This window comes from Sphingobium sp. CECT 9361 (genome assembly GCF_918741285.1).
In the GTDB taxonomy this organism is placed as follows: Bacteria; Pseudomonadota; Alphaproteobacteria; order Sphingomonadales; family Sphingomonadaceae; genus Sphingobium.
This window is the reverse complement of record NZ_CAKKNC010000010.1, coordinates 12,839-24,315: the sequence shown is the minus strand read 5'-3', so window position 1 is coordinate 24,315 and position 11,477 is coordinate 12,839. Positions and strand designations below refer to the sequence as shown.

At 59.5% G+C, this 11,477-nt stretch carries 14 protein-coding genes; 3 read left to right on the top strand and 11 right to left on the bottom strand.

Annotation, left to right across the window (positions count from 1 at the left end):
• Positions 1-101: 101 nt before the first annotated feature.
• The 11 genes from pcaF to LQ220_RS14605 are packed head-to-tail and all read right to left on the bottom strand — an operon-like array spanning position 102 to position 8,933.
• Positions 102-1,304 (bottom strand): 3-oxoadipyl-CoA thiolase, encoded by a 1,203-nt coding sequence (gene pcaF / locus LQ220_RS14655; protein WP_230188942.1) that lies wholly within the window; start codon positions 1,302-1,304, stop codon positions 102-104.
• A gap of 4 nt (positions 1,305-1,308) precedes the next feature.
• A complete protein-coding gene (pcaD, locus tag LQ220_RS14650) occupies positions 1,309-2,088 on the bottom strand; it encodes a 3-oxoadipate enol-lactonase (protein ID WP_230188941.1) in 780 nt (259 codons plus the stop codon).
• Positions 2,089-2,091: 3 nt separating this feature from the next.
• A complete protein-coding gene (locus tag LQ220_RS14645) occupies positions 2,092-2,409 on the bottom strand; it encodes a 2Fe-2S iron-sulfur cluster-binding protein (protein ID WP_230188940.1) in 318 nt (105 codons plus the stop codon).
• Between the two features lie 17 nt (positions 2,410-2,426).
• Positions 2,427-3,086, bottom strand: a complete 660-nt coding sequence (locus tag LQ220_RS14640) for a 3-oxoacid CoA-transferase subunit B (RefSeq protein ID WP_230188939.1) — start codon at positions 3,084-3,086, stop codon at positions 2,427-2,429.
• A complete protein-coding gene (locus LQ220_RS14635) occupies positions 3,086-3,808 on the bottom strand; it encodes a CoA transferase subunit A (RefSeq protein ID WP_230188938.1) in 723 nt (240 codons plus the stop codon). The genes LQ220_RS14640 and LQ220_RS14635 overlap by 1 nt, the downstream gene beginning before the upstream one ends.
• 11 nt (positions 3,809-3,819) lie before the next feature.
• Positions 3,820-4,605, bottom strand: coding sequence for a benzoate diol dehydrogenase BenD (benD, locus tag LQ220_RS14630; RefSeq protein WP_130754927.1), 786 nt, complete (start codon positions 4,603-4,605; stop codon positions 3,820-3,822).
• A 10-nt stretch (positions 4,606-4,615) separates the two neighbouring features.
• Positions 4,616-5,128 (bottom strand): benzoate 1,2-dioxygenase small subunit, encoded by a 513-nt coding sequence (gene benB, locus LQ220_RS14625; RefSeq protein ID WP_230188937.1) that lies wholly within the window; start codon positions 5,126-5,128, stop codon positions 4,616-4,618.
• Positions 5,125-6,483 carry a Rieske 2Fe-2S domain-containing protein gene (locus tag LQ220_RS14620; RefSeq protein ID WP_230188936.1) on the bottom strand — a complete coding sequence of 453 codons (1,359 nt, stop codon included), beginning with the start codon at positions 6,481-6,483 and terminating at the stop codon, positions 5,125-5,127. Before LQ220_RS14620 ends, benB begins: the two co-directional genes overlap by 4 nt.
• Before the next feature lie 32 nt (positions 6,484-6,515).
• On the bottom strand, positions 6,516-7,442 hold the full coding sequence (locus tag LQ220_RS14615) for a dioxygenase (RefSeq protein WP_230188935.1): 927 nt from the start codon (positions 7,440-7,442) through the stop codon (positions 6,516-6,518).
• Between the two features lie 39 nt (positions 7,443-7,481).
• Positions 7,482-7,772 carry a muconolactone Delta-isomerase gene (gene catC, locus LQ220_RS14610; RefSeq protein WP_230188934.1) on the bottom strand — a complete coding sequence of 97 codons (291 nt, stop codon included), beginning with the start codon at positions 7,770-7,772 and terminating at the stop codon, positions 7,482-7,484.
• Positions 7,773-7,775: 3 nt separating this feature from the next.
• Complete coding sequence (locus LQ220_RS14605; RefSeq protein ID WP_230188933.1) at positions 7,776-8,933, bottom strand: muconate/chloromuconate family cycloisomerase; 1,158 nt, start codon at positions 8,931-8,933, stop codon at positions 7,776-7,778.
• A 107-nt stretch (positions 8,934-9,040) separates the two neighbouring features.
• Here LQ220_RS14605 and LQ220_RS14600 point away from each other — a divergent pair, with 107 nt between their 5' ends.
• From LQ220_RS14600 to LQ220_RS14590, 3 genes are all read left to right on the top strand, one after another.
• Positions 9,041-9,967: a LysR family transcriptional regulator gene (locus tag LQ220_RS14600; protein WP_230188932.1), complete on the top strand. Its 927-nt coding sequence runs from the start codon at positions 9,041-9,043 to the stop codon at positions 9,965-9,967.
• Positions 9,968-10,253: 286 nt separating this feature from the next.
• Positions 10,254-11,024, top strand: coding sequence for an MBL fold metallo-hydrolase (locus tag LQ220_RS14595; RefSeq protein ID WP_230188931.1), 771 nt, complete (start codon positions 10,254-10,256; stop codon positions 11,022-11,024).
• A 27-nt stretch (positions 11,025-11,051) separates the two neighbouring features.
• Positions 11,052-11,456, top strand: coding sequence for an ester cyclase (locus LQ220_RS14590; RefSeq protein WP_230188930.1), 405 nt, complete (start codon positions 11,052-11,054; stop codon positions 11,454-11,456).
• Positions 11,457-11,477 lie beyond the last annotated feature (21 nt).

The following is an 11,477-nucleotide window of genomic DNA, read 5'->3' as shown; positions in this document are numbered from 1 at the left end:
AATGATCGCATGCGTATTTTACCGATCTCTTTCTCAGCATATATTATCTGCCCTCTCCCTTGGTTGACCCAAGACTATTGTGGTCTGGACCACAAAAGCCATCACACGCGTTCCATCAACAAGGCGAGACCCTGGCCGACGCCGATACACATGAAAACCAGAGCGTAGCGCCCGCCGACACAGTGTAGTTCCTCGGCAGCCGAAAGGGCGATACGGGCGCCGGACATGCCAAGCGGATGACCCAGTGCGATTGCGCCACCATTCGGGTTCACTCGCGGATCGAAGGGGTCGATATCCAGATCGCGCAGAGTGGCGATGGCCTGACTGGCGAAGGCCTCGTTAAGTTCGATAACGTCAAGCGCATCGACACCCAATCCGTTACGGGCAAGCAGCTTGCGCGCGGCCTCAATCGGGCCGGCGCCCATGATGCGCGGCGCTATGCCCGCCGCCGCCATCCCGATTACGCGGGCGCGCGGGGTCAGTCCATGCTTTGTCGCCGCTTTCTCCGACGCCACCAGGATCGCCGCCGCGCCATCGTTAAGGCCCGAAGCATTACCCGCCGTCACGGTGCCGTCCGGCATCACAACCGGCTTAAGCCGTGCCAGCGCCTCCAGGCTTGTCGGACGCAGATGTTCGTCATGCTCGAATAGGATCGGGTCGCCCCTGCGCTGAAGGATCGACACCGGGACAATCTCGGCAGCAAGGCGACCGCTGGCCTGCGCGCGCGCCGCCTTCTCCTGGCTGGCAAGGGCAAAGCGATCCTGCTCCTCGCGGCTCACCTGCCATTGCGCTGCAACATTTTCGCCGGTCTGCGGCATGGTGTCGACGCCATAGGCCGCCTTCATCGCCGGGTTGATGAAGCGCCAGCCCAGCGTCGTGTCCTCGATCTTCTGGTCGCGGCCAAAGGCGCTGCCCGCTTTACCCAGCACATAGGGCGCGCGAGTCATGCTCTCGGCTCCGCCCGCGATAAGGAAATCCGCATCACCGCTGCGGATAGCCTGTGCCGCTATGCCCAGGGCATTAAGACCGGAACTGCACAGACGGTTCACGGTGACGCCCGGCACGCCTTCGGGCAACCCCGCCAGCAGCGTCGCCATGCGCGCAACATTGCGGTTGTCCTCGCCCGCCTGATTGGCGCAGCCAAGGATCACGTCGTCGAGCGCAGCCCAGTCCACGCCTGGATTACGCTCCACAAGCGCACGCAGCGGCAGCGCGGCGAGATCGTCGGCGCGGATGCCGGACAGGCTGCCATTCAACTTGCCGATCGGGGTGCGGACGGCATCGCAGATATAGGCTTGCGTCATCAAATCAGCCTTCGAGGAAAGAGACGAGCAGCCCGGCCAGCGCCGCGGGCGCTTCGAGCGGAGCGAGGTGTGCGGCCCCCAATGGGCAATGGGATGCACCGGGAATTTGCGCGACCAGATAGTCGCCATGGCCCTCATAGGGCGTCGAGCTATCGCGCGATCCGGTGACGACGAGCGTTGGACACGCAATGCGGGAGATGCGGTTGGAAAGGTCCATGTCGCGGATCGCTGCGCCGCAGCCGGCATAGGCTTCGGCGTCCATGCTGATGAAATTGCGGCGCACAGTCTCATAGACGGCAGGGTTCCCGGCCAGGAAGGCTTCAGAGAGAAACCTGCCCATCGCAAGGTCAGCGATGGCGGCCATCCCTTCGGTACGGACCTTGGCGATACGATCATTCCATGATGCGGGGTCCATGGTCGCCGATGTGCATATAAGTGCCAGCTTATGCAGTCGATCCGGGCTGTTCAACGCCAGTTCCATGCCGATCATCCCGCCCAGCGAAACCCCCGCCAAAGAGAAATGCGATAGCCCCGCCGCATCGGCCGCCGCCAGAACATCCTCTGCCAGCAATTGTAGCGTGTAGTCGCCCGGCTCCGCCGTGGAAGCGCCATGGCCGCGCGTGTCGATCCGCAACAGGGCAAAATGTTCGCGCAGATAGGGCAGCGCCGCATCCCAAAGGCCCATGTCGGTGCCAATGGAATTGAGCAGTATCAGAGCAGGCGCATCATCGCGGCCGTCAAGCTTCCAGTAGAGGCTGGCATGAGGAACCTTTACGACAGGCATGGCTCAATCCTCCGGTGCGATGGTAACGCACAGGCCGTCGAGGCTGGCGGTCAGGGGAATTTGACAGGACAGGCGTGAACCCGCCGTGCGATGATCGGAGGAATCCAGCAGATCGTCCTCGTCGCCCGACGCTGGGCCTACATGTGCCAGCCAATCTGTATCGACGATGATGTGACAGGTCGCGCATGAGCAGCAACCGCCGCAGAGCGCGAGTAATTCGTCCACGCCGGAATCCCGAATGGCTTCCATGACGGTCACGCCATCGCGTGCGTCGATAGAGACTTCTTTTCCCGATCGTTCGACAACTATCATTTTCGGCACGTCATCGTTCCTGTAAATTATGTCGTGGCCAGCGCACGGTCGGAAAGGGTCAGCGGAGCGCCTGTCTTGGCCAGAACCTCGGCCTGGGTGACATCGCTTGCCAGTTCGACAAGCGTGAGGCCGCCCGACTTGCGATCCACGGCAATGACGGCCAGATCAGTGATAATGAGGTCGACCACACGCTTGCCCGTGAGCGGCAGGGTACATTCGGGCAGGATTTTGGGTTCGCCCTGCTTCGATACGTGATCCATGACCACGATAACCTTCTTCACGCCCGCGACGAGGTCCATCGCCCCGCCCATGCCCTTGACCATTTTGCCGGGGATCGTCCAGTTGGCGAGATCGCCATTGGCCGAAACCTCCATCGCGCCGAGCACCGCCATATCGATATGGCCGCCACGGATCATCGCGAAGCTGTCTGCGCTGGAGAAAAAGCTGGAGGTCGGCAACGCGGTGATCGTCTGCTTGCCCGCATTGATGAGATCCGGATCGACGTCCTCATCATAGGGAAAAGGGCCAATGCCAAGCATGCCGTTTTCCGACTGAAGCGTCACCTTGATACCTTGGGGAACATGGTTTGCCACAAGGGTCGGGATGCCGATCCCCAAATTCACATAATAGCCATCGCGCAGTTCCCTGCCGGCACGCGCGGCCATGTCTTCGCGAGTCCAGGCCATTATACGGTCTCCAGCTTTTCAGACTCTCTGGTGCGCACGGTCCGTTTCTCGATGCGCTTTTCGTTGACGGTGGAGAGTATCACGCGGTCGACGTAGATGCCGGGAGTATGGATGCAGTCAGGATCAAATGTGCCTTCCGGAACGATCTCTTCGACTTCGACCACGGTGACCTTGCCGGCCGTCGCCATGTTCGGGTTGAAGTTGCGCGCTGTCTTGCGGAACATCAGATTGCCCTCAGGATCGGCACGCCATGCCTTTATGATCGACAAGTCGGCGCGCAGCCAGGTTTCGCGCACATATTCCTCGCCCTCGAACATCTCGACCGGCTTGCCTTCGGCAACCACGGTGCCGACCCCCGTCTTGGTGTAGAAGGCCGGAATCCCCGCGCCGCCTGCGCGAATACGCTCCGCCAACGTACCTTGCGGGTTGAGTTCAAGTTCCAGTTCGCCCGACAGATACTGGCTTTCGAACAGCTTGTTCTCGCCCACATAGGACGAAATCATCTTCCTGATCTGGCGGCTTTCCAGCAGCATCCACAGGCCGAAACCGTCGGCACCGGCATTGTTCGAGATGACCGTCAAGTCTCTCACGCCAGCGGCGCGGACTTCAGGGATCAGACTCTCGGGATTGCCAGAGAGGCCAAACCCGCCAGACATGATAGTCATGCCATCGAATAACAAACCTTCCAGTGCGACCCTTGGGCTATCATAAATCTTGGACATACGATGTCTCCTTAACCAAGGTCGCCGCCCGCGACTGGCAGCGTCGAGCCAGTCACGTAGCTCGCCTCGTCGGAGGCCAGGAACAGGATCGGCGCGATTTGTTCATCAAGCGTTCCGTAGCGCTTCATGAAGGCGGATGAGGTGACCTGCGCGATGGCCTCGGCCATCCATGCCTGCTCTTGCGCGGTGTCGCCCTCCACATTGCGGGCTACCCGGCGCGGGGGTGCCGAAGTGCCACCGGGCGCCGTGGCGACGACGCGGATGCCACTTTCCGCATATTCCATCGCCAGAGCCTGAGTCAGTCCGTTGATCCCGCCCTTCGCCGCGGAATATGGCACCCGGCGGATGCCCCGCGTCGCGTTCGACGACAGGTTGACGATCGTACCCGCGCCCTGCGCCAGCATCGTCGGCAGAACCGCATGGCAGCAATAGAGCGTCGGCATGAGCGACCGACGAATTTCCGCGTCGATCTGCGCTGGTTCGAACTCGGCATAAGGCCGCATGCGGATCGCCCCGCCGACATTGTTGATGAGGATGTCGATCCGCCCGAACGCCACGATCGCCGCGGTCGTCGCCTCGGCTGCGCCTGCATAAGTCTCAAGATCGCAACAGATCGAAACGGCCTTGCCACCCGCAGCGACGATGGCCTGTTCTACATCGGTCACGAAATCGGCGCGGTCGACGAGCATCACCTGTGCGCCTTCGGCAGCAGCGCGGGTGGCGACGCCCGCCCCGATACCTTGGGCAGCGCCGGTTATCATCATCACCTTGCCAGCGAAACGTCCGGGGAAAATCATCGCCATTTCCTCACACGTGGTACACATCGATGACCTGATGAATATAATCGTCCTTCAGAACGATCTTCTTCTTCAGGATCTTTGGATCATTGCCAGCCGTGTCGAGCGTCAGGAACGTCGTCCCGAAGAACTGCGCCGTCTGCTGGTAACGATGGCTGAGCGTGTGCCAGTTATACCGCAGGTCCACCGCTCTCCCCCGGCGTTCCAATATCTCGACATTGCCGATGAAATGCGCAGTACGGGCTTCGGGCGTGCTGGCGGACGAACGTTCCGTTTTCAGACGGTACACCCGATCCTCCAGGCCCCGGCGGTTGCCATAGTAGATCAGCGATATCTCAGTCTGCGGGTCGGTGCTCAGTTCATCGTCGTCGGTCCATGCCGGCATCCAGTATTCGGCGCTGTCCGCATAACATTCGAGCCACGCGTCGAACTCCCTGTCATCCAGCAACCGTGCTTCACGGTAGAGGAAGGCACAGATGTCGCCATAGGACAAAGCATCCCTGGTCATATCGAGCGTACTCATTCCGCTGCCTCCATCTTCGCGGCCGCCGCCTCGGCTTCCTTGGCGATGCCCGCCAGCATGATCTGCGCCCAGAATTCGTGCTGGCGAACGAACAGGCCCTCGTCCTCGCTGCGCTCGCTGGAAAGCAGCGGGTTCATCCCCATCGCCTTGGCATTGGCATCTGGCCCGTCGATCCATCTGGTTGCGCCACGGCTGAGGTCGTTCCAAAGCTCGCCCGCACCTTCGTAAGCCGACTGGCAGGAGCGAAATTCCTCCAGGTCGTCGGGCGTACCCATGCCGGTGACGTTGAAGAAATCCTCATATTGGCGGATGCGGTGGGCGCGATCCCCGGCGCTCTCGCCCTTGGGGGCATAGCAATAGATGGTGACTTCGGTGGTATGCACGTCGATCGGCCGCACGACACGGATCTGGGTCGAGAACTGGTCCATCAGAAATACATTGGGATAGACCGCCAGATTACGGGTCTGCTCCAGTATAAACCTGGCCCGATCTTCGCCAAGACGATCCTCAAGCTGGCCCTTGTGGCTCCAGATCGGACGCACCTCAGGATTGAGCAACTGCGTCCAGAGCAGGATATGACCATGTTCGAAACCGTAAACGCCGCTCGCGGGGGCCTTGGACCAGCCATTGGCGTCCACCGCCTTGGTCCCGCCTTCGGCGCGACGGCCCATGGTGGACTGGTAGTTTTCGTGAACGGAGCTGACATGATAGCCGTCGCAGCCATTCTCCATCTGCATTTTCCAGTTACCATCGAAGGTATAGGTGGAATTGCCGACGAGCACTTCCAGACCATCGGGCGCCTGATCGACCATCTGGTCAATGATGACTTTCGCCTCGCCAAGATGATCCGCCAGCGGCAATACGTCGTGGTTCAGCGACCCGAACACGAAGCCGCGATAGCTTTCGATCCGCACGCGGGTGAGGTCGTGCGAACCTTCATGGTCGAAGCTGTCGGGATACGCCCCGGTGCTGGCGTCCTTGGCGCGCAGCAGCTTGCCGTCGGTCTTGAAACTCCAGCCGTGGAACGGACAGACGAAGAGCGGTTGATTTCCGCGCTTGCGCCGGCACAGCTTGGCGCCGCGATGCGCGCAGGCGTTGACGACGCCGTTAAGGCCACCGTCCTTGGCCCGATTGAGGATCACCGGCGTACGCCCGATCCAGGCCGTGAGATAGTCGTTCTTGCTGGGCAACTGGCTCTCATGGGCAAGATAGACCCAGTTGCTTTCGAAGATGTACTTCATCTCCAGTTCAAACAATTCAACATCGGTGAATACGTCCCGGCGGCAGCGGAAGTCCCCGGTTTGTGGATCGTCGACCACAGCGGTCGAGATCCGGTGCATGAGGTTTTCGTACATGAGTCCTGTCTCCCGTTCCTTAAGGCTGTGGTTCAGGCGCTCTCGGTCTCGACCGCAGCTTCCGCTGCGGCACGGCTGCGGGTAGTAAAACCCTCGTCCGAAGCGTCTGCCGCGCGCTGTAGCTGGAAGTCGAACTGGATATAGGCGCTGTCACCCTGACGGCTTGGCACCGGCAGCAAGCCTTCGCGCGTGCCAAATGCGAAGTCATCCGCCGCAAAGGGATCATCGCCAAAGTTGATCTGTGTCGTCAGCGTGCGATAGCCGGGCGCCTCGATGAAGAAATGGACGTGCGCGGGACGATTGCCGTGACGGCCGAGCGCCTGCATCAATTTATCGGTCGCCCCGCCCGGCGGCACCGAATAGCCGCTGGGCTGCTTCGAATGGAACGCATAACGCCCGTCAGCGCCGAGCTTGATGCGACGACGGTTGTTGAACGGGGTCTGCTCGCGCGTCGGGTCGAAATGTGAATACCACCCCTTCGAATCGGCATGCCATACATGGACGATCGCGTTCGCTACCGCTTCCCCTTCAGGGCCGGTCACGGCGCCGGTCATGTGCAATATCTGGGCGCCATCATCCGGATCGGATGTCAGATTGACGCTGCCATCACCGTCAACGATGGGCGCGCCCTCGACATAAAGGGGGCCTTCGATGGTCCGGGGGGTACCGCCGCTGCGGCCTGCCTCAACGTCCTTGGCATCCATATACAGGTCGAGGAAATGTTCCAGCCCGGTACCCGGAACGATCAAGCCGATTTCTCCCGCGCTTTCCGAGAGATATTTGATGGCCAGCCAGAATTCGCTTTCCGAGATGTCCTGCCGGACGATCACGTTCATCACGGATTCGGTGAGGTCACGCATGATCGCCTTGAGGCGCGGGTTGCCACCGCTTTCGTTCACGCCGGCGGCGCGATCAAGCAGTTGCTGGATTTCGGGGGTCTTTACGAAGCTGACGTCCATATATTCTCTCCCAGGGATTTGTTTTCGTTCAGGTAGCGATCAGCGATCATCGTCATGGATGGACGAAGGATGGCGACACAGCGCCGTTATTTTCATGGTCATGAAAGGGTAGAGCGGCAGTGCCATCAACGTGTCGTGCAGCGCGGCATTGCTCTCGACGTCGAAGATGGAGACGTTCGAATACAGGCCGATCTTGCGCCAGATATGCCGCCAGGTTCCTGCCTTCTGGAGTTGCTGAAAATACGCCTTTTCGGCGGCCTTGATCTTCGCTGCCGCCTGCTCATCAAAATCCAGCGGAATGTTGACGTCCATTTCGACCATGAACAGCATGGCTTATGCTCCTGTGCTGACAGCGTGAAGAAGGGGGGCGGTCCGGTCACGCCGGAAGAAAGCGACCTTGTCGTCGTCGAGCGCGATGCCCAGACCAGGCCCCGTCGGCACAGCCAGCGAAAAGTCGGCATAGCCGAGCGGCTGGCTGAGGATTTCCTCGACCTGTAGCAGCGGTCCAAACAATTCGGTGCCCCAGGCGAGTTCCGGCACGGTCGCAAAGACATGGGCAGAGGCGATCGTCCCGACGCCACCTTCCAGCATCGTACCGCCGTAAAGACCAATGCCTGCCGCAGTGCCGATCGCTGCAACTTCGGCTGCGGCGAACAGGCCGCCTGACTGCGCGATCTTGAGCGCAAAAACTCCAGCGGCCCCCGCCGACGCGATACGCAATGCGGAGCGTGGGCCGTGGAGCGCTTCATCCGCCATCAGCGGAGCCGCCTGCGCCGTGGTCAGGCGGGCCATCGCAGCCAGGTCATCTCCGGCGATAGGCTGTTCAACAAGGTCGCAGCCGACATCGTGCAGCATCGCCATGCCGAGCTTGGCCTGCGCCTCGGACCAGTTCTGGTTGACATCGACACGCACGCTGGCGCGGCTTCCCAGGGCTTTGCAGATCGCGCCGACATGAGCGACGTCGTCTCGAACGTCTCTCTTGCCGATCTTCAGCTTAAAGATGCGATGGCGCGCAAGATCGAGCATCTTCTCGCCTTCGGCGATGTCGCGTTCGGTATCGCCGCTTGCCAGTGTCCATGCGACGGGAAGAGTATCGCGTACCCGCCCTCCGCCGATCAACTCGGAAACCGGGATGCCCAGGCGCTTGCCGGCCATATCCAAAAGGGCGGTTTCCACCGCACATTTGGCGAAATGATTGCCGCGAACGCATCGGGCGACCTTGGCCATGGTCGCGCCAACCCGCGCAATATCGCAGGTTTCGAGGACGGGAACGATGTATGTGTCGATCGCGGACTTGATGCTCTCGGGACTTTCCTGGCCATAACTGAGGCCGCCGATCGTGGCGCCTTCGCCCACGCCTTCGATACCGTCACGGTCAGTCAGGCGCACGATCACCATCGCCTGCGAATGCATGGTCGCCATGGCAAGAACGTGCGGGCGGATCGTCGGCACATCGACGATGAAGGTATCGGCGCTACCAAGCATGGCCATTGTCGCGGCTCTCCATAATGCTTATTCTTCAGGAGAGCCTAGTTGGTTATCTGATGCTCCTCAAAGACCATTGTGGTAATATGTTGATACCTGAGAGGTATGTTTGAGTGGATCTTCGCCTTCTTCGCTATTTTGTAGCCGTCGCCGATGAGCGCAATTTCAATCGTGCGGCGAACCGGCTCCATGTCGCCCAGCCGCCCCTGTCGCGCGCGATCCAGCAACTCGAAGCCCAGCTAGGCGCCCCGCTTATTGATCGCTCCAAACGGCCACTGGAACTGACCTCGGTAGGCCATTTGCTTTATGTGCAAGCGCTCCAGATCCTCGCTCGCATTGAGGATCTTGAAGCGATGATGAAAGTGGCGACACTCAGCGAGCGAAGAAGGTTCGTCATCGGCTTCGTCGCGTCCACCATATATGCCCGATTGCCCGAACTTATCCGTGAATTTCGCAAGGAAGCGCCCAACATAGACCTGGTGTTGGTGGAAAGCACCACGCTTGACCAGATCGCTGCTCTTCAGGACGGACGGATCGATGTCGGCTTTGGTCGCATTCGGTTCGAAAACCCTGCAACGCGCCGCGTGATCCTGCGACACGAAAAGATGATCGCCGCTTTCCCCCTGAGCCATCCGCTCGCACACGGCGATGCGCCGATTTCCTTACAGGACATCGCTGAAGAGCCGCAGATCATATATCCGCGATCGCCCAGGCCAAGCTATGCCGATCAGGTCATCTCGCTGTTTCGCGACCACGCGATCGAACCCAGGATCGTGCATGAAGCGCGGGAACTCCAGATTGCGATCGGATTGGTCGCCGCAGAGGAAGGTATGGCGATAATCCCCGATTCGGTCCGACGAGCCAGAAGCCATGATGTCGCTTTCAGAGAGCTTGTAGAGCCAGCGACATCGCCCATCATCATGAGTCACCGCCCGGGCGATCGATCACCGGAACTGGCGCTCCTTCGGACCGTCATAGCGCGAAAATATCAGGATTGGGGGTATGAGGTTCCAGTATCGCTTATGGCGGACGATGTTTGATCCATCGGCCTTACCGGACCCCCGGTGGTCCTTCTGGCCCCAAATCCGGTGCCCTCGTCCCGAACTGTTCAGATCAGCGCGTTAAGGGGGCATCTGGCTCGATCCGGTTTTTCATCCTTGGAAAATCGAGCCACCCTTGATGGCGCACTCGTCTCACTTCCTTCTATCTTGATCGAAATAGGGCGTAGTTTTTCTTTTTAATTCTGGACCGTTCGGTCTATAATGCACCCAAGATGATGATTCGGGCTCTTCAGCCCGCCTCCAGACGATGCACGAAAGGCCAGCCATGAAATTCCAACAGATACGCAGCGCAACGGTAAAGATCGAGTTTGGCGGGAAGCGCTTCCTGGTGGACCCGATGCTGTCCGAAAAGGGGACTTTTCCGGCATTCCCGCATACGCCGAACGATCATCTTCTCAACCCCCTCGTCGATCTCAAGCTTCCGCTGGAAGAAATCATCGATGTGGACTGCGTGCTTATTACGCATACTCACCTTGATCATTGGGACGACGCAGCGAAAGCAGCAATTCCCAAGGACATGCCGATCATCGTCCAGCACGCCGCAGACGCGGTGGAGGTCAAATCGGCCGGATTCATCAATGTTTCCATCCTCGAAGACACATTGACGCTGGATGGCATCACGTTGACGAAGACGTCAGGCCAGCATGGTAGCGATCAGGTGATGGAAGCCATTGGCGACCTGCTGGGCGAGGTGTGCGGGATCGTGTTTACCCATCCTGCGGAAAAGTCGCTGTACTTGGCGGGCGACACCGTCTGGAACGACCATGTCGCGGGTGCGCTGCGGACCTATAAGCCGGATGTCGTGATTCTGAACGCTGGCGACGCGCAGGTGATTGGCCTCGGGTCGATCATCATGAATAAGGAAGACGTGGCGTCGGTTTATAAAGCGACGTCTGACGCGACGATCATCGCCAGTCACATGGAGACCGTCAATCATGCCATGCTGTCCCGAACAGACCTTCGAGCTTTTCTGATTGCTTCGGAAATGACCGATCGCGTTCTCGTTCCCGATGATGCCGAATGCTATTCTTTCTAATATCTGAAAAATTTCAGGAAATTGGTTATGGGTATTGCTGAGAACAAGGAACTTGTCCGCGAATTTTATGATGCGGTCGAACGCGAGGATTATGACGAGGTTGCGACCTACTGTCACGAGGATATGATATTCTACACGCAGGTCGATACACCACTTCCCGGGGCAGCCGGTTTTATCGAATCCGAAAAGAGGAACTTCGATGCGTTCAAGGGCTTTAAAATGCCCATCCACAACCTGATCGCAGAGGGCGACCAGGTTGCTGCCTATCTGATATTCGATGGGAACCTCGGTTCCGAATGGCACGGCATTGCGGCCAAGGGGCAGAAGCTTCGTTTTTCGCTTTTCATGATGCTGCGGATTGCCGATGGCAAGATCATCGAAAAGCGTGCCCATTTTGATGTGAACGACATCATCAACCAGCTGACATCGTAGGATATCTACGCACGGGCGGGC

Excerpts from the sequence above, each read along its gene's own strand:
- pcaF (WP_230188942.1), bottom strand. The coding sequence starts at position 1,304 with ATGACGCAAGCCTATATCTGCGATGCCGTCCGCACCCCGATCGGCAAG.
- pcaD (WP_230188941.1), bottom strand. The coding sequence starts at position 2,088 with ATGCCTGTCGTAAAGGTTCCTCATGCCAGCCTCTACTGGAAGCTTGAC.
- LQ220_RS14640 (WP_230188939.1), bottom strand. The coding sequence starts at position 3,086 with ATGGCCTGGACTCGCGAAGACATGGCCGCGCGTGCCGGCAGGGAACTG.
- LQ220_RS14635 (WP_230188938.1), bottom strand. The coding sequence starts at position 3,808 with ATGTCCAAGATTTATGATAGCCCAAGGGTCGCACTGGAAGGTTTGTTA.
- benD (WP_130754927.1), bottom strand. The coding sequence starts at position 4,605 with ATGATTTTCCCCGGACGTTTCGCTGGCAAGGTGATGATGATAACCGGC.
- benB (WP_230188937.1), bottom strand. The coding sequence starts at position 5,128 with ATGAGTACGCTCGATATGACCAGGGATGCTTTGTCCTATGGCGACATC.
- LQ220_RS14620 (WP_230188936.1), bottom strand. The coding sequence starts at position 6,483 with ATGTACGAAAACCTCATGCACCGGATCTCGACCGCTGTGGTCGACGAT.
- LQ220_RS14615 (WP_230188935.1), bottom strand. The coding sequence starts at position 7,442 with ATGGACGTCAGCTTCGTAAAGACCCCCGAAATCCAGCAACTGCTTGAT.
- catC (WP_230188934.1), bottom strand. The coding sequence starts at position 7,772 with ATGCTGTTCATGGTCGAAATGGACGTCAACATTCCGCTGGATTTTGAT.
- LQ220_RS14605 (WP_230188933.1), bottom strand. The coding sequence starts at position 8,933 with ATGGCCATGCTTGGTAGCGCCGATACCTTCATCGTCGATGTGCCGACG.
- LQ220_RS14595 (WP_230188931.1), top strand. The coding sequence starts at position 10,254 with ATGAAATTCCAACAGATACGCAGCGCAACGGTAAAGATCGAGTTTGGC.
- LQ220_RS14590 (WP_230188930.1), top strand. The coding sequence starts at position 11,052 with ATGGGTATTGCTGAGAACAAGGAACTTGTCCGCGAATTTTATGATGCG.